Source organism: Microvirga sp. VF16, from assembly GCF_016864375.1.
GTDB lineage: Bacteria > Pseudomonadota > Alphaproteobacteria > Rhizobiales > Beijerinckiaceae > Microvirga.
Window position 1 is genome coordinate 2,283,564 of sequence record NZ_CP069354.1, and the last position, 15,687, is coordinate 2,299,250.

Below are 15,687 nucleotides of genomic sequence, written 5' to 3' on the forward strand. Positions count from 1 at the left end.
ATCATTCGCGCCAGACTACGAATGACCGTGATTGCTGACACCAGATACGCGACAGGCTATGAGCAAATGGCGCTGCCAGAGGCAGATGCCAATGTACCCCGCTGCGAGAAGCTGGTCGACATGCGCCGCACGCTCGCGCCCTCTTCGGCTGAACGCGCGGGATGCTGCACTGACTTCGTCTCTCCGGCCGCGTATGACCGCTCGTGGCACGGGGCTGACCTTAGCCGTACTTCCGCACTGCTGGGATGAGCGGACCTACGTTCAGGCCTGCGGTACTACCGAGCTTGACCCACGACTGACATTCCGTGTTCAGGCTCTTGCCCTCGGACGAAGCGAGATTATGACCTGGGAAAGAGTTGCCCCTTGATTGCGAGTCGTAGGGTCCGCAGCGCAATCCAGCAGATGACCAGGTTGGCGCCGATGAAGAGCGGGATGGCGAAGAAGGCGATCGGCCCCGTCTGCCCTCGCTCGACGAAGCGGATGGCCGCGAGCGGCAGGGCAGAGACGCCGAAGGTATAGGCCCAGGCCGCAGGCGAGAACGGCTGCTGTCGCAGCCACGGCACAAGGCGCAGCATGACGAGCGTCTGGAGCAGGGCGTACCCGAGCAGCATCTGCACGAAGCGGTCCGGAGGGCCGTCGGTGACGGCAAGATACGCAACGGAACCCACGGCAGGGGTCGCAAGGTGCAGGCCCATCGTGGCACGCAGGCCAACGGGCAACGTATGGGTCATCAAGCGGTGCAGCACGATCGATTCCAGCACGACAAGCGACAGGAAGCCCGCCCCGAGGAAGAGCAATCCGGCTTCGGGGTAGCCGAAGGAGCCGCAGGCGATGGCGCTGACGAAGCATCCGCCGACCGTGGGCATGTACAGGGTCGGGGTGGTTGCGTCCGTGTGGCGTCCGCCCTGCCATAGCTCGCCCACGAGCCAGGCGCTGAACACGACCTGGCCCGCGACGCCCAGCACGAACATCGTCCACGCCATAACGGGCAGGTACGGGACGACCGCGATGCTGGCGATGAGGGTCGCCACCGGGACCAGCGCGATGAAGAAGACCTGGACCGGGTGCCGGAATTCGGCGAACGCCTCCTCGCGGGAGGTCGCCCATTTCAGGACGTACAGTACCAGCCAAGCGAGCCAGACGAGCGCCGCGGCGAGGGACAGGGCCTCGCCGACAACCACGGGGGCGCCCCACACCCTGGTAGCGGCGCGCCATCCGTTGCCGAGCCCGCCCAGGCCGAGGACCATGCCGAAGAAGGTCGCCGGGACGACGGGCGGGGACACGAGACGCGCTGATCGCGCTCGGTTGCGTTGCATCGGGTCCTGCATGGGGCGTTAGACCAGCCAGAATCTTATGATGAGGCTGACCGCTCCTGTCGCGCCAACGCCGGCGGCCCAGAGGCCGACGAACCACAGCCATCGGTGTAACGCAGAGTTCGGTTCGATCTCGTCGCACATCAATGATATCCCTCATGTCCGGTCTTGCCCCGAAACACCCAGTACGAGTAGCCGGTGTAGGCAAGGATGATCGGGATCAGCGCACTCGCGCCGACCAGCATGAACCGGAGGCTGGAAAGCGGCGCCGCGGCCTCGTGGATCGTCACGGCGTTCGGCACCACGTACGGGAACATGCTGATGCCGAGCCCAACGAGGCAAAGGGCGAACAGTCCCAGGGTCAGCAGGAACGGCCAGTACTCCCAGCGGCGCGACAACCCCACCAGCAGCGTCCCGGAGCAAAGGACAACCAGTAACGGCACCTGGGCAGTGAACAGGACCTGCGGCCAGGCGAACCAGCGCTCGTAGTAGGCGCCGCTGAGGAACGGTGTCGCCGTGCTCACCAGCCCGATGCAGGCGATCAGTCCGATCGCAAGCCGGCCCGCAAGACGGAAGCTGTGGTCCTGGATGGCTCCCTCGGTCTTCATGACCAGCCACGTCGCGCCGAGCAGGGCATAGCCGATCACGAGACTGAAGCCGACCAGCAGGCTGAAGGGCGTGAGCCAGTCCCACCAGCCGCCGGCATAGGAGCGTCCTTCCACCACGATGCCTTGCAGCAACGCACCGAGCGTGATGCCCTGCGCCAGCGTGGCGATGACCGATCCCGTCGTGAAGGCGAAGTCCCAGTAGCGGCGATGCCCGGGATCACGCCAGCGGAACTCGAAGGCGACGCCACGGAAGATCAGCGCCAGCACCATGGCGATGATCGGCACGTAGAGGGCCGGCAGGATAATGGCATAGGCGAGCGGAAAGGCCGCCATGAGGCCGCCGCCGCCGAGCACGAGCCAGGTCTCGTTGCCGTCCCAGACCGGGGCGACCGAGTTCATGGCGCTGTCGCGCTCCGGTCCCGGACTGAAGAACGGGAACAGGATTCCGATGCCGAGATCGAAGCCATCCATGACCACGTAGGCGAAGACCGCGAACGCGATGACGAAGGCCCAGAGCGTGGGAAGATCGAGAACAGGGGTCATGGCTCAGGCCTCCGCGCCGAGGGTGCGGTCCGGATCGACGGCCGGCGCCGGAGTGATGCCGGCGGTGCGGATGGGATGGCCGGGTCCAGCCTCGGGCCCGGTCTCGCCGCGATGGGGCGGCTTGCCCATGAGCTTGAGGATGTACCCCGTGCCGGCTCCGAACACGATGAAGTAGACGACGATGAAGGTCAGCAGCGAGGCTGCCACGGCCGGCGCTTCGAGCGGCGAGGCCGATGCCGCCGTCCTGAGCAGGCCGTAGACGGTGAAGGGTTGCCGCCCGACCTCCGCGGTCACCCAGCCGGCGATCACGGCCACGAAGCCTGACGGTCCCATGGCCAGCGCCAGCCGGTGCAGCAGGCGCCAGTCATGGAGCTTGCCGCGCCACCAGGCGAGAAGGCTGAGTGCCCCGAGACCCAGCATCGCGAAGCCCAAGCCGACCATGATGCGGAAGGACCAGAACACCGCGGGGACGTGGGGCCAGTTGGCGCGGTCGAATGTGTCGAGTCCATCCACCGGGGCATTCAGGTCGTGCTTGAGGATGAGTGACCCTACTTTCGGGATTTCGATGGCGTTGTGGACCGTGCCGGCCTCCTGGTCGGGGATGCCGAACAGGATCAGGGGCGCGCCTTCCGGATGGCTCTGGAAGTGCCCCTCCATCGCCATGACCTTGGCGGGCTGGTGCTCGAGGGTGTTGAGGCCGTGCATGTCGCCGGCGAGGATCTGGAGCGGCGCGACGACGGCGACCATGCCCATGGCCATCGAGAACATCACCCGGGCGCCCTGATTGGCGCGCTCGCGCAGGAGATGCCAGGCGCCGACGCCGCCGACCACAAGGGCCGTGGTGAGGTACGCTGCCATCACCGTATGCATCAGGCGATAGGGGAAGGACGGGTTGAACACGATGGCCCACCAGTCCTCGGGTACGAACTGCCCAACCTCGTTCACGCTGTAGCCGACCGGGGTCTGCATCCAGGAATTGGCGGACAGGATCCAGAAGGCGGAGATGAAGGTGCCGATGGCGACCGCAAGCGTGGCGGCGAAGTGCAGCCGTCGCCCGACCCGGCCCATGCCGAACAGCATGATGCCGAGGAAGCCGGCCTCGAGGAAGAAGGCAGTCAGGACCTCGTAGGCCATCAGCGGGCCGACGATCGGTCCGGCCTTGTCGGAGAACACGGCCCAGTTGGTGCCGAATTGGTAGGACATGACGATGCCCGAGACCACGCCCATGGCAAAGGCGAGGGCGAAGATCTTGAGCCAGTACTTGAACAGGTTCAGGTAGACCTCGCGCCCGGTCCACAGCCACAACCCTTCCAACACGGCGAGATAGCTCGCCAGCCCGATCGAGAATGACGGGAAGATGAAGTGAAAGGAGATGGTGAACGCGAACTGGAATCGCGCCAGAAGCAGGGCATCGAACTGATCAAACATCTGTTTCCCCTCCGGACAGGACGACGGCCGATTGGACCTGATCGTCGATGTGGAGACGAAAGACGTCGGGGCGGAAATGGCAGCCGCCGCTGCCACAGTCGTAGTTCCGGCGGTCAGGTTCGACAAGCTGGATCGGTTCGCCGTCGTCGTTTCGCGCGTCGGACACATTGCCGAACGGTCCCACGATGCGAGCGCAGTCTCGGATCGGGTCATGACAGGCCGCATTGGCTGGGGTGCTTTCCATCACTCTTCTCCATGGTCGTCGCAGCTAAGGCACCGGGCGATGTGCCCTCTCGCCTTCATGCTCAGTGTATGGATTATCTATGCATACAGTTTGCTGACATATCGCGACAGTCGATATAAAGGCACAACTTGCTCTTTGAAAGATCATACGGCGTGCTGCGGCATTTCGCGCTCGATGTGGAGAATCAGCAAGGCGGAGTTTATATGGATGGCAAGCGTTTTGTATGGCTTAAACATCCATACATAACTTCGTGAACATGTCAGGAGAGACAGATGGACACCAACCTCGGCTTCGAGTGCGACGCATCCCGGACTGCGTTCGAACCGGACCGCTTCTTCCGAAACTCCCTGGCCGAACTGAAGGCGGACGGACGCTACCGGACCTTCCTCGAGCTGGAGCGCCGGGCAGGGGAGTTTCCGCTCGCGGACGCCCTGGGGCGGTCCGAGCCCGTCGTCGTGTGGTGCTCGAATGACTACCTCGGCATGGGACAGCATCCGGCGGTGCTCAAGGCCATGCACGCGGCCATCGACCGCGTGGGGACCGGGGCCGGGGGAACCCGCAACATCTCCGGCAACACCCGCGACCACGTCCTGCTCGAGCGCGAGCTCGCCGACCTGCACGGCAAGGAGGCGGCTCTCGTCTTCGCCACGGGCTACGTCACCAACGAGGCCGCGCTCTCCACGCTCGCCGGCATGATCCCGGGCTGCATCGTCTATTCGGACGCTCTGAACCACGCCTCCATGATCGCGGGCATCCGCCACTCCAAGGCCGAGAAGCGCATCTTCCGGCACAACGACGTGGAGGATCTCGAGCGCCTCATGGCGGCCGACGACCCGGCGCGGCCGAAGCTGGTGTGCTTCGAGAGCGTGTACTCGATGGACGCGGACGTCGGTCCGATCAGGGCGATCTGCGACGTGGCCGAGCGCTACGGCGCCATGACCTACCTCGACGAGGTCCATGCCGTCGGTCTGTACGGCGGGCGCGGCGGTGGGGTGGCCGAGCGCGAGGGCCAGATGCACCGCCTGACGGTGATCCAGGGAACGCTGGGGAAGGCGTTCGGCTGCGGCGGCGGCTACATCGCGGCCTCGGCACCCCTGATCGACTTCGTGCGCAGCCATGCGCCCGGCTTCATCTTCACCACCTCGATGCCGCCGGCCGTCGCGGCCGCCGCCCGGGCGAGCGTGGCGCACCTCAAGGCCAGCAATGCCGAACGCAAGCGCCACCAGGAGGTCGTCGCCACCGTGAAAAGCCGCCTGAAGGAGGCCGGGATTCCCGTCATGCCGTCGCAAACGCATCTTGTCCCGGTCTTCGTCGGAGACGCCCACCTGGTGCGGCGCGTCTCCGACGACCTGCTGACGCAGCACGGGATCTACATCCAGCCGATCAATTACCCCACGGTGCCACGCGGCACGGAGCGGCTGCGGATCACGCCGACCCCGCTTCACACGGACGAGCAGGTGGAACGCCTGGTCACATCCCTCGTGTCCGTGTTCCAGGAGCATGGGCTCATGATGGAGCAGGTGGCATGACATTCGAGCGCGAGAACGTGCGGCGCATGGGCGGCTACGTCCCAGGCGAGCAGCCCGCCCGGGCGAACGCCAAGCTGAACACCAATGAAAACCCGTTCCCGCCCTGCGACGCGGTTCTCGCGGCCCTGGCCGGCATCGATGGGGAGATGCTGCGCCGCTACCCCGATCCCACGGCCTGGGGGTTCCGCACCGCAGCCGCCCGCCTGCACGGCCTGACGCCGGATCACATCGTTGCCACCAATGGCGGCGATGAGCTCCTGCGGCTGGCACTGACGACGTTCCTGCCGCCCGGCGCCCCGCTGGGCCTCGCGGAGCCGGGTTACTCCCTCTATCCGGTGCTGGCGGCGGTTCATGACAGCCCGCTGTGCCCGGTGCCGCTCGACGATGACTGGTCGGTGCCGGGCGATATTGCACGGCGATGGAACAGGGCCGGAGCCAGGCTGGCGATCCTCGTCAACCCGCATGCCCCGTCGGGGTGGCTGACATCGGTGGCCGACCTGGCGGAAGTGGCGCGGGCCTTCAGGGGCGTGCTCGTGGTCGACGAGGCCTATGTCGACTTCGTCGATCCGGCGGCTGGGCATGACACGATCCGTCTGGTGCGGGAGTGCGGTAACGTCCTGCTCCTGCGGACCATGAGCAAGGGCTATTCCCTGGCCGGGCTGCGCCTGGGCTACGGGATCGGCTCGCCCGGGCTCGTCACGCCGATGGTGTCGAAGACGAAGGATTCGTACAACGTGGACGTCGTCGCCCAGCGGGTGGGAGAGGCGGCCCTGCGCCACCAGGGGGAGGCGGCCGCGAGTTGGGCCTTCGTTCGCGCGGAACGGAACCGGATGGCACGGGAACTCACCGCCCGTGGGTTCACCTGCGCCCCCTCGCAGGCGAACTTCCTGCTCGCGACGATGACTGCACGGCGATTCGGGACGGCACCGCGCCTGCTGCGGGAGCTGGCGGCCGAGGGAATCTTCGTCAGGCGGTTCGACCAGGACCGGCTCCGTGACAGCCTGCGCATCTCGATCGGCACCACGGCCGAGAACGATGCACTGCTCCGCGCACTTGATCGCCTGCTTCGGGCGTAGGGTTCATCCTCTCGGGACGATTTCTCGAAGGCGGACAGGACAGGCGTGCCCGACGGCGATGTCGTCGGAGGGGAGCCGGACGAAGGGAGGCGCTGGTCCATCACTTGGCCGATGCCTCCTGGACCTTGCCGTTCTTCGACGGGAAGTAGGTGTACGAGAGAGTGATGTCGTGCACGTCGGCCATGCTCGGATCGTCCGCCATGGCCGGATCGATGAAGAAGACGATCGTCGCCTCCATGGTCTCGCCCGCCCGGAGGGTGTTCTCCTCGAAGCAGAAGCATTCCAGCTTCATGAAGTGGCCGCCGGCCAGCTCCGGCAGGACGTTGTAGGTCGCCATCGCCGTGGCCGGGGCGTCGCCCCTGTTCTCGATCCTGTACGTGATGCTCCGGGTCTCGCCGACCTTGACCTTGATCGACGGTGTCTCGGGCGCGAAGCGCCAGGGGAGATTGGGCGCGACGTTCGCATCGAACCGGATGGTCATCGTGCGGTCGAGCACCCTGGAGGCGGGAGCCGAGGCGAGCATCGGCGTGCCGCCGAAGCCGGTCAGGGAGCAGAACAAGTTGTAGAGCGGAACGGACGCGTAGGCGACGCAGAGCATTCCGGCCGCAACGGCGAGGCAGGTCAGGGCCGTGGCGCGGGCCCGTCCCGCAGGCGAGGGGTTGGTATCGGACATGGTGGCAGCCTTCGGTGCGGAGGAGACGGAACACTCAGCCGCGGGAATCAACGGAGCCCGGAGAAGGCAACCCATTGCTTGCCGCCGCCTGCTGCGCTGTCTCGAAGCGACCTTCCTCGGCCTTGTAGAAGAACTGGCTCGCCACGAGCATGCCCTTGAAGGGCCGGATCGTCGGCACGCAGCTCAGCAGGAGGACCGGCAGCGTCGTGAGCAGATGCACCCACAGGCCCGGCTCGTAGGCCATCTCGACCCACACGCCGAACGCAGTCGCCGGAATGGCCATCGTCATCATGACGAAGAAGGCCGGACCGTCGGCCGTGTCGGCGAAGGAGAAGTCGAGGCCGCACGCCTCGCAGCGCGGGGCGAGGGTCAGGAAGCCGTTGAACAGGCGGCCCTTGCCGCAACGGGGGCAGCGGCACTTGAGGCCGTACTTGAGGATGGTTTCTGTTGCCGTGAGAGCAGCGGTCATGTCGGATCCTTCCGGTGTGCGCCTTGGGGGCCTCGAGGAGCTCTGATATGTATGGATTGACTATCCATACATTAGGCTGTAGCTTCATTGCGTTGGTTGACCCACGCCTGCGACTTCGGTCGCGGTTTGCATCAACCTGCTTCGCACATTATGTATGTCATGCATGAGCCATACATTTGCAAGACAAGAAGGTCAAGGAACGTGCTGTCCTGGATGCCGCAGATCGAGAACGAGAACGGGCCCAAGTACCTGGCCATTGCCGAGGCCCTGTTGGCCGACGTGCAGTCCGGGCGGCTCAAGCCGGGCCACCGCCTGCCGCCGCAGCGCCAGCTCGCCAAGGAACTCGGGGTCGACCTCACCACCGTCACCCGGGCCTTCAACGAGGCCCGCAGGTTGGGGCTGATCGAGGCCAATACCGGGCGGGGCAGCTACGTGCGCGGGAAGCCGCCGGAGGAGGACGTCGCGCCTGCTGGCTCGCCCATCATCGACTTGAGCATGAACATGCCCCCGCAGCCCCCTGCCGCGAAGCTGCGCGAGCGCATCCAGGAGGGGATCGCGGGCGTTCTGTCGTCGCCGCACGGCCTCATGCACCTGCACTACCAGGAGAGCGTCGGGGCCGCACCCGACCGAACTGCCGCCGCCCGCTGGCTCGGCGCCCGCCTGGGATCGGTCTCGGTGGATCGGGTCGTGGTGACCGGCGGCGCCCAGACGGCGCTTTACGCCGTCGTGCGGGTCATGGCCGGGCCAGGCGATGCCATCTGCGTTCCCGATCTCACGTACCCCGGCCTGAGGGCTATCGCCGATCAGCTCAAGGTGCGGCTGGTCCCTGTGGCGATGGATGGGGAGGGGCTCGATCCGGCGGCGTTGGAGGAGGCGTGCGGGCGCGAGCGGCCCAAGGCCGTCTACTGCGTTCCAACCATCCACAACCCGACGACCGCGACCATGTCGGCCCTGCGGCGCGAAGCCATCGCCGCCGTGGCACGGCGGCACGGGATCGCGATCATCGAAGACGATGCCTACGGGGCGCTGCCCCGGCAGGCGCCGGCACCGATCGCGGCGCTCGCGCCCGACCTCACCTGGCACATCGCCACGCTGTCGAAGTGCGTGACGCCCGCCCTGCGAACGGCCTACGTCGTCACCCCGGGCATGGCCGACACCCTGCGGCTCGCGGCGGAAATCCGCGCGATGTCGCTCATGATGCCACCGCTCATGGCGGCGCTCGCCTCGCGATGGATCGTGGACGGCACGCTCGATGCCATCACGGCGGCCATCCGCGAGGAGAGCGCCGCCCGGCAGGCGATCGCACGCCGGGTCCTGCAAGGTCTTGGGTTCCAGGCCCACCCGGAAGGCCATCACCTGTGGCTGGCTCTTCCCGAGCGCTGGCGCCGAGCCGATCTCAACCTCTATGCGCGGCAGTCGGGCCTTGCCCTCGTGCCGAGCGAGGCCTTCGCGGTGGGTCTTGCCCCGGATGCCATTCGCGTCTCCCTTGGGGCAGCACAGAACCAGGCCGTCCTGGAACGCGGGCTCAACCTTCTGGCGACGGTCCTGTCGCACGGGCCGAGTGCCTTGTCCTCGATCGTATGACCTCCTCGAAGCGCACATCTGGCGAGGCACCAAACAGTGTCGAAACGGCTCCGCCACGGTCGGCGGAGCCTGTCAGGAATCGGCATGCCCTCTCAGAGCTCAAGGTCGGACAGCCCGGGGTGATCGGCCGGTCGCGGGCCGGAGCGGTCCCAGTGGAACTTGCGGTCGCTCTCCTTGATCGGAAGGTCGTTGATGCAGGCAAACCGTCGGCGCATCAGCCCGTTGTCGTCGAATTCCCAGTTCTCGTTCCCGTAGGACCGATACCAGTTGTTGGAGTCGTCACGCCATTCATAGGCGAACCGCACGGCAATGCGGTTTCCGTCCCAAGCCCAGAGCTCCTTGATCAGGCGGTAGTCCAATTCCTTGGACCACTTGCGGGTGAGAAGTGCGACGATGGCTTCGCGGCCTTGGGCGAATTCCGCGCGGTTCCGCCAGTAGCTGTCGACTGTGTAGGCCAGGGCCACCCGTTCCGGATCGCAGGTATTCCAGCCGTCCTCGGCGGCGCGGACCTTCCGGATGGCAGATTCCCTTGTGAACGGGGGCAACGGCGGACGTGTCTCGGACATTCTTCTCTCCTGTCGTAAAACGTGGACTCGGGATCTTGCAGCGGGTCGCGCAAGAGGCATGCGGTGCGGGTCACCTTCAAGTCGTGATGAGCTCCGGCGCGGCAAAGTCGGTCGAAAGGCAGACGGAGCGCCACTGCTGAAGGATCGCGGCGTCCGAGGCATGCTTCTCGACGGAATGAGGTTGAAACCACCTATCGAGCGGGCTGCACCCGCGTCCACAGGTCGTTGAACGCGATGCTGTCGAAGAATGCCGATGCATTCGTGATCTTGCCGTCGTGCAACTCGAGGAACCAGGCATAGGTGTTCGCGTAAGGAACGCCATCCTTGGCCGTGCCGCTCGCATCGAAGAAGACGATGACGGTGTCGCCATCCACGTACATCCGCCGGATCGTCGGCTTGAGGCCAACGCTCATGCGCGCGTTGAAGGGCCGGATAACCTCCCCGATGAACGCCTCACGGCTGCCATAGGTTTTGGAGGCCAGCGAGTTGCCCGTGATCGTCCATTTCACGTCCTCCGCAAGGAGGTCGTAGGGGCTGCCGGTCCCGGCCGCCCAAGCCTCGAAGGCCTGTTGCACGAGTGCCTTGTTCTCGGTTGGGGCTGCGCCAGTCTGAGACCGTGCCGGTGTCACCATCGCAAACACTGCCAGTGCGCCGACGCCGGTCACGGCAAGAAGGTGGCCAAATGAAAACGCTGCCGGTGTGTCCATTTGCATTGTCTATCCTTTCGGGAAAAAGCCCCGAGCCGGGTTGGGGCGCTGGAGGTGCTGCGCGCCGGCCCGGGGCAGTTGAGTGGTTGGGAGGGAACCACTCTGGGGAACATCAGATCTGGTTGTCCCAGGCGGCGAGCTGATGATTGCGCAGCATGTCCTCGATCTTCTTCGGCACCACGTTGCGGAACTTGCCGGTATCGGCAGGGACGATCTCGATCATGCGGTCGATCATCTCCTGCGGGTCCATCCTGCCCTCGGGCGTGGCGAAGAAATCGTCGAAGCCCTTGCGCAGGTCGGCCCGCTTGGTGAAGTTCACCGCGTCGTCGAGCCAGCGGAACGGATTGTCCGCCATGGTCTCGTTGTAGCCGGTGTAATAGGCACCCGGATTGATCGTCTGGACCTTGATCCCGTAGGCGGCCAGTTCCTGCTGCATCGCCTCGGCGAAGGCCTCCAGCGCATGCTTGGTCGAGACGTAGGTGCCCCAGTTGGCCGGCGTGAACAGGCCGCCCATCGACGAGGTGAACACCACCTTGCCCTTCTTGCCCTCACGCACCCAGCGCTGGACGACACCCTGCGTGAGTTGCAGGGGCAGGAAGACGTTGACCTCGTAGTTCCTGCGCACGAGCTCGATCGGGATCTCCCAGACCGGGCCAGCTTCGCCCATGCCGGCGTTGTTCCACAGCACATCGAAGTCCCACTTCTGCGCCTGCTTGATGTCATAGGGGTCGGTGAGATCAAGCCGCTCGACGCGGATCTTGTCCGACAGGCCGAGCGCGGCGACTTCCTCGCGCAGCGGGGTGACCTGCGAGGAGACATGAACAGTGGCGATGATGCTGTGGCCATTCCGGGCCATGCCGATGGCGGCACCCTTGCCAAAGCCCGAGCCAGCGCCGGTGATGAGGATGGTCTTGGCGGTCATGATGCAGTCCTTCAGGTTCAGTTCGGTTGATGGTCGAGAGTGTGATCAGGATGGGAGATCAGGGTCAGAGCGCCGCCGCTGCGGCCTCGGCGATGTCGAGATCCTGAGCGACCGCGCCGCCCGAAATCCCGACCGCGCCGATCACCGTGCCCTCGGCATTCCGGATCGGGAGGCCGCCGGCGAAGACGACGAGGCCGCCATTGCTGTTCTCGAGGCCGGGCGAGGTGCCTCCCGGCTTGCAGAACTCGCCGATGGCTTCGGTCCGCATGCCGAACAGGGCGGCGGTCCGGGCCTTGCCGAGAGCGATGTCGATGGAGCCCAGCAGGGCGCCGTCCATGCGGCTGAACGCCTTCAGGTGCACTGCGGCGTCGAGGACCGCGATGTTCACGGGAACGCCGATCTGGGTGGCCCGAGCCTCGCCGGCGGCGATGACCGTGCGGGCCTGGTCGATGGTAATCATTGTAATGTCTCCTCCTTCGAGGATCGAAGCGGAAGCGGTCTCCGGTTTCGATCAGCGAGTGAGGATGTTTTACAAAGAGCCGACTGATGAGATAATCGCCTGATTTTTTGCTGAGCTAGTGAGCTAAATTCAACAATACGCACCGTCTCACCCTCAGATCTGATGCCGTCGAACGGGTTCTGGTGCACTGCGGGCTCAAGCAGCGCGACGTTCATGGGAAAGTCGATTCCAGCGGCACGGGGCTCCCCGGTGCCAGTCATGGCCCGGGCATGGTGCAATGTGGGTGACATAGCGTCGTTCTCCTGCACGGGTGTGCCCCGATCGATTGCCGATCAGCCGCCCCCGTGACCTGGCCGACACTAGCCCCTGCTCAGGACGCGACCAGCGAGCGGAGTGCTGCGTTTTGTATCGCAGTGCTGTCTCTTCAGTGTGCCGAGCAGCGCGGGTCTGCGCCTTATGCAAATTCGTGTCAGAGCCGACGGTCGCGCCGCCAGGCCCCCGGTGTGGTCCCGAGATGCTTCGTGAAAGCGCGCGTGAAATGGCTCTGGTCGACGAACCCGCAGTGGCGTGCGATGTCCTCGATCGACAACTCGGAGTTCAAGAGCAGGTTCTTTGCCCGCTCCAGCCGTTGGGTCAGGAGCCAAAGCATTGGCGTTGTGCCTGTCGATGTCCTGAAGGCCCTGGCGAAATGGGCACGCGACAAGCCGCACGCTTCTGCAAGTTCGTGGAGTCCAACCTTCCCACTGAGATTGGCGACGAGCAATTCCTTGGCCCGCCGTTCCTGCCAGGGCGCGAGCCTGCCATTCTGGTTTCGCCCGGCTCTGGTCTCAGCATATCTTTCAGTGAGATGGGACAACAGGGCGAGCGCCACGTAATCGATGAACAACTTGCTGCCGGATTGCGGCTGCTTCAGCACCGGAAGCATGCACTCGCCGAGGTGTTCAATGATCCGATCATCCTGCCCGATTTCGGAAGAGGTACGCAACGACGGGATCCGCGGCAAACCGTGTTCGTCATGGAACCGGTCGAGCGCGTCACGCGAGACATAGAATGACACGCAATCGATGGCGGACTGGATAATCGCAGTGTGCTGGTGGTTGAGGTCGGCAATCAAGGATTGGCCTCGGTGGATCGCCGGGCGCATGACGCTCCGGCCGTCGATCCAATGCTGCGTCGGCGGAATGTCGTTGCGCTGCATGCACAACAGGTAGCCGTCCTTGACCTCGAGTTCCGCCGCATGGCCTCCCTTCATGGGTTCGGGAGAGATCATCCAACTGGCAGTCAGTTCGACGGATTGCAGCGTGCGGATCGAAATCTGTGATGGCTGCTCCAACCACCTGAACTTATTGCCTTGAACGCTCATTCATCCCTCCAGGGATTTCCCGGTCCCAGATTGAGTTCCGCAAAGAACGGCGCCGCCCCGGTAGGCCCCAGGAAGTCTGCGCGACGGAAACCGGGCGATGCAGATGGGATGCCTTCACAGTCTCCAGCGTGCCAGCGCCGGGGGCGCTGTGTTTTGGCCGGGAGTATTGTATTCCTGCTCCAGGCCGATTACTCCGCGCAATCTGGCTTGGCGGCTGAGCTTTGTTTTTCTACTTCCGTGCTACATTCCGCGCCGCATCGGCGGCCACGTCGGCATGGAGACTGAATGGGGCGACCATGGCGGGTGTTTACGGCAAGAGACTGGGTGAGTCCGTCGGGTTGAAATCGGCTCCGGCGGCAAGGATGCAGTTGCTGCAAACGGCTGAATTCGCAACAACCCACCTGTTCTGGGATGAACCTGAAACTGAGGTCGCCACTCGGATCCCAATGGAGGACGCCTTCCTTGTGTTCCATCAGCGGAGGGGTATCCCTGCCAATTCCTGGTGGGTCGATGGGCGCGCCATCGAGATGAAGCCGGTGAGCCGGGGACAGTCCCTGATACTCAATCTCAACGAGGAACATCGGTCGGCGGTGCGCTCGGCGGTCGACACCCTGGCCTTCTATGTGCCGCGGCTTTCCCTCGACCGCATCGCAGACGAACAGGGAATTCGGCGCCCGATCATTCTTCGCAGCACTTACGGCAATCCGGCCGACGATCCCGTGATCGGGCATCTGGGCGAATGCCTGCTTCCGGCCGTTCATCGGCCTGAACAGACCAATCGGCTCTTCACGGACTATGCAAGCCTCGCCATGATCACGCACCTCGCGACGACGTATGGCGACTGCCCCGCCAGGGCGGGGCACCGACGCGGCGGGCTTGCCGCATGGCAGGAACGCCGGGCCAAGGAACTGCTCATGGCGCACCTCGACGGCAACATCTTGCTAGAGGAGCTGGCCGGCGAGTGCCGCCTGTCCAGAAGCCACTTCATCCGCGCCTTCAGGACGACGACCGGAATGCCGCCTCATAGATGGCTTCTGGAGCGGCGCATCGAGCTCGCGCAAGACCTGCTCAGGACCTCGACGCAGTCCCTTGAAGCGATCGCCTTCCGCTGCGGGTTCGCCGACCAGAGTCACTTCACGCGCACGTTCTCCAAACTGGCTGGGATATCGCCAGGCGAATGGCGGCGGCAGCGCTCATAGCGCGGGCGCTCACAACACGTCTCTCGAAGGCCTACCGTCCCCTTTTCTCATGAGGCACCGGTCCCATGTCGGGGTGCCGCCGAAACGCTCGACCAGCGTGTCGATCAGAACCCGGACCTTGCCCGGGACATGGGAGCCCGGCGGCCGCACGACGTGGATGCCGTACTCGGGCCTCGAATAATCCAGCAGGAGTGGGACGAGCGCGCCGCTCTCGATGGCGTCAGAGACCATGAACGATGGGGCGTCCGCGATCCCGAGCCCCGCGATCACCCACTGGAGAATGGCTTCCCCGCTGTCCGACCGCAGACGCCCCTGCGGCCGGATCGCGATCCGGCGCTTGCCGGATTGAAAGTGCCACTCCGGCACAACGACGCCTGTGTAGATCAAGCATTCGTGCGCGGTGAGATCTTGCGGCCTGCTCGGCGTCCCATGACGGGACAGGTAGTCGGGACTTGCAACCACCACCGCGTGGACCGGCGCGATCCGGCGGGCCACGAGGCTTGAGTCTCTAAGAGAGCCGATGCGGATCGCGGCGTCGAACCGCTCGCCGATCAGGTCCACGACCCGGTCGGTATAGGACACGTCCAGTTCGAGATCAGGATGGGCACAGGCGAGGTCCGTCAGAACCGGCGCCAGATGACGCACGCCGAGGGCCATCGGTGCGGACAGGCGAAGGCGTCCGCGCACGGATTGGCCCTGCTGCGTGACAGCGTCACGTGCTTCCTCAAGGTCAGCCAGGATCCGCTCACATCGGGCCTTGAACTCAAGGCCGGCCTCGGTCGGGCTGATGCCGCGCGTGCTCCGGGTGAGGAGACGCGTGCCGAGGTCCGCCTCCAGCCGCGTGATGCGTCGGCTCAGGATCGACTTGGAGACGCCCAGGCGGGCTGCGGCGCGATTGAGCCCGCCGCTCTCGACGGCCTCGACGAAGCTCCTCAGGTCCTCCAACTCAGGCACAGCGGTGTTCCTCCCAGGACAACAGCATGGTGCTGCTTATGCGCCTTCT

At 65.1% G+C, this 15,687-nt stretch carries 16 protein-coding genes; 4 read left to right on the forward strand and 12 right to left on the reverse strand.

Going from position 1 to position 15,687, the window contains the following annotated elements; all coding sequences use genetic code 11:
• Positions 1-338 precede the first annotated feature (338 nt).
• The 4 genes from tehA to JO965_RS10835 all read right to left on the reverse strand — a co-directional run bounded on the left by tehA (position 339) and on the right by JO965_RS10835 (position 4,136).
• Positions 339-1,247, reverse strand: coding sequence for a dicarboxylate transporter/tellurite-resistance protein TehA (gene tehA / locus JO965_RS10820; RefSeq protein ID WP_246776872.1), 909 nt, complete (start codon positions 1,245-1,247; stop codon positions 339-341).
• 209 nt (positions 1,248-1,456) lie between these two features.
• Positions 1,457-2,464: a cytochrome d ubiquinol oxidase subunit II gene (gene cydB, locus JO965_RS10825; RefSeq protein ID WP_203443627.1), complete on the reverse strand. Its 1,008-nt coding sequence runs from the start codon at positions 2,462-2,464 to the stop codon at positions 1,457-1,459.
• Between the two features lie 3 nt (positions 2,465-2,467).
• The gene (locus JO965_RS10830) at positions 2,468-3,892 is read right to left on the reverse strand and encodes a cytochrome ubiquinol oxidase subunit I (RefSeq protein ID WP_203443628.1); all 1,425 of its coding nucleotides are present in this window, start codon (positions 3,890-3,892) and stop codon (positions 2,468-2,470) included.
• Positions 3,885-4,136, reverse strand: a complete 252-nt coding sequence (locus JO965_RS10835) for a hypothetical protein (RefSeq protein ID WP_203443629.1) — start codon at positions 4,134-4,136, stop codon at positions 3,885-3,887. Before JO965_RS10835 ends, JO965_RS10830 begins: the two co-directional genes overlap by 8 nt.
• Positions 4,137-4,408: 272 nt before the next feature.
• Between JO965_RS10835 and hemA the strand changes: the two genes are divergently transcribed.
• Together hemA and JO965_RS10845 are read left to right on the forward strand one after the other, a co-directional pair.
• Positions 4,409-5,665, forward strand: a complete 1,257-nt coding sequence (hemA, locus tag JO965_RS10840) for a 5-aminolevulinate synthase (protein ID WP_203443630.1) — start codon at positions 4,409-4,411, stop codon at positions 5,663-5,665.
• Positions 5,662-6,741, forward strand: a complete 1,080-nt coding sequence (locus JO965_RS10845; RefSeq protein WP_203443631.1) for a histidinol-phosphate transaminase — start codon at positions 5,662-5,664, stop codon at positions 6,739-6,741. Before hemA ends, JO965_RS10845 begins: the two co-directional genes overlap by 4 nt.
• A 100-nt stretch (positions 6,742-6,841) precedes the next feature.
• Here JO965_RS10845 and JO965_RS10850 read toward each other — a convergent pair whose 3' ends face one another.
• Both JO965_RS10850 and JO965_RS10855 read right to left on the reverse strand, forming a co-directional pair.
• The gene (locus JO965_RS10850) at positions 6,842-7,414 is read right to left on the reverse strand and encodes a cytochrome c oxidase assembly protein (RefSeq protein ID WP_203443632.1); all 573 of its coding nucleotides are present in this window, start codon (positions 7,412-7,414) and stop codon (positions 6,842-6,844) included.
• A 34-nt stretch (positions 7,415-7,448) separates the two neighbouring features.
• A complete protein-coding gene (locus tag JO965_RS10855; RefSeq protein ID WP_203443633.1) occupies positions 7,449-7,883 on the reverse strand; it encodes a DUF983 domain-containing protein in 435 nt (144 codons plus the stop codon).
• Between the two features lie 159 nt (positions 7,884-8,042).
• On the opposite strand from JO965_RS10855, the gene JO965_RS10860 reads away from it, so the two are divergent.
• Complete coding sequence (locus JO965_RS10860) at positions 8,043-9,467, forward strand: PLP-dependent aminotransferase family protein (protein WP_371826873.1); 1,425 nt, start codon at positions 8,043-8,045, stop codon at positions 9,465-9,467.
• A 92-nt stretch (positions 9,468-9,559) separates the two neighbouring features.
• On the opposite strand, the gene JO965_RS10865 is transcribed toward JO965_RS10860, so the two are convergent.
• From JO965_RS10865 to JO965_RS10885, 5 genes are all read right to left on the reverse strand, one after another.
• On the reverse strand, positions 9,560-10,033 hold the full coding sequence (locus tag JO965_RS10865) for a nuclear transport factor 2 family protein (RefSeq protein WP_203443634.1): 474 nt from the start codon (positions 10,031-10,033) through the stop codon (positions 9,560-9,562).
• A 191-nt stretch (positions 10,034-10,224) separates the two neighbouring features.
• Positions 10,225-10,665, reverse strand: coding sequence for a nuclear transport factor 2 family protein (locus tag JO965_RS10870; RefSeq protein WP_246776873.1), 441 nt, complete (start codon positions 10,663-10,665; stop codon positions 10,225-10,227).
• 187 nt (positions 10,666-10,852) lie between these two features.
• Positions 10,853-11,662 (reverse strand): SDR family oxidoreductase, encoded by an 810-nt coding sequence (locus JO965_RS10875; protein ID WP_203443636.1) that lies wholly within the window; start codon positions 11,660-11,662, stop codon positions 10,853-10,855.
• Positions 11,663-11,726: 64 nt separating this feature from the next.
• The gene (locus tag JO965_RS10880) at positions 11,727-12,122 is read right to left on the reverse strand and encodes a heme-binding protein (RefSeq protein WP_203443637.1); all 396 of its coding nucleotides are present in this window, start codon (positions 12,120-12,122) and stop codon (positions 11,727-11,729) included.
• A gap of 469 nt (positions 12,123-12,591) precedes the next feature.
• Complete coding sequence (locus tag JO965_RS10885; RefSeq protein ID WP_203443638.1) at positions 12,592-13,485, reverse strand: AraC family transcriptional regulator; 894 nt, start codon at positions 13,483-13,485, stop codon at positions 12,592-12,594.
• Positions 13,486-13,781: 296 nt separating this feature from the next.
• Between JO965_RS10885 and JO965_RS10890 the strand changes: the two genes are divergently transcribed.
• Positions 13,782-14,684, forward strand: a complete 903-nt coding sequence (locus tag JO965_RS10890) for a helix-turn-helix domain-containing protein (protein ID WP_203443639.1) — start codon at positions 13,782-13,784, stop codon at positions 14,682-14,684.
• A 9-nt stretch (positions 14,685-14,693) separates the two neighbouring features.
• On the opposite strand, the gene JO965_RS10895 is transcribed toward JO965_RS10890, so the two are convergent.
• On the reverse strand, positions 14,694-15,638 hold the full coding sequence (locus tag JO965_RS10895) for a LysR family transcriptional regulator (protein ID WP_203443640.1): 945 nt from the start codon (positions 15,636-15,638) through the stop codon (positions 14,694-14,696).
• Positions 15,639-15,687 lie beyond the last annotated feature (49 nt).

Excerpts from the sequence above, each read along its gene's own strand:
- tehA (WP_246776872.1), bottom strand. The coding sequence starts at position 1,247 with ATGGTCCTCGGCCTGGGCGGGCTCGGCAACGGATGGCGCGCCGCTACC.
- cydB (WP_203443627.1), bottom strand. The coding sequence starts at position 2,464 with ATGACCCCTGTTCTCGATCTTCCCACGCTCTGGGCCTTCGTCATCGCG.
- JO965_RS10830 (WP_203443628.1), bottom strand. The coding sequence starts at position 3,892 with ATGTTTGATCAGTTCGATGCCCTGCTTCTGGCGCGATTCCAGTTCGCG.
- JO965_RS10835 (WP_203443629.1), bottom strand. The coding sequence starts at position 4,136 with ATGGAAAGCACCCCAGCCAATGCGGCCTGTCATGACCCGATCCGAGAC.
- hemA (WP_203443630.1), top strand. The coding sequence starts at position 4,409 with ATGGACACCAACCTCGGCTTCGAGTGCGACGCATCCCGGACTGCGTTC.
- JO965_RS10845 (WP_203443631.1), top strand. The coding sequence starts at position 5,662 with ATGACATTCGAGCGCGAGAACGTGCGGCGCATGGGCGGCTACGTCCCA.
- JO965_RS10850 (WP_203443632.1), bottom strand. The coding sequence starts at position 7,414 with ATGTCCGATACCAACCCCTCGCCTGCGGGACGGGCCCGCGCCACGGCC.
- JO965_RS10855 (WP_203443633.1), bottom strand. The coding sequence starts at position 7,883 with ATGACCGCTGCTCTCACGGCAACAGAAACCATCCTCAAGTACGGCCTC.
- JO965_RS10860 (WP_371826873.1), top strand. The coding sequence starts at position 8,043 with ATGCATGAGCCATACATTTGCAAGACAAGAAGGTCAAGGAACGTGCTG.
- JO965_RS10865 (WP_203443634.1), bottom strand. The coding sequence starts at position 10,033 with ATGTCCGAGACACGTCCGCCGTTGCCCCCGTTCACAAGGGAATCTGCC.
- JO965_RS10870 (WP_246776873.1), bottom strand. The coding sequence starts at position 10,665 with ATGGTGACACCGGCACGGTCTCAGACTGGCGCAGCCCCAACCGAGAAC.
- JO965_RS10875 (WP_203443636.1), bottom strand. The coding sequence starts at position 11,662 with ATGACCGCCAAGACCATCCTCATCACCGGCGCTGGCTCGGGCTTTGGC.
- JO965_RS10880 (WP_203443637.1), bottom strand. The coding sequence starts at position 12,122 with ATGATTACCATCGACCAGGCCCGCACGGTCATCGCCGCCGGCGAGGCT.
- JO965_RS10885 (WP_203443638.1), bottom strand. The coding sequence starts at position 13,485 with ATGAGCGTTCAAGGCAATAAGTTCAGGTGGTTGGAGCAGCCATCACAG.
- JO965_RS10890 (WP_203443639.1), top strand. The coding sequence starts at position 13,782 with ATGGCGGGTGTTTACGGCAAGAGACTGGGTGAGTCCGTCGGGTTGAAA.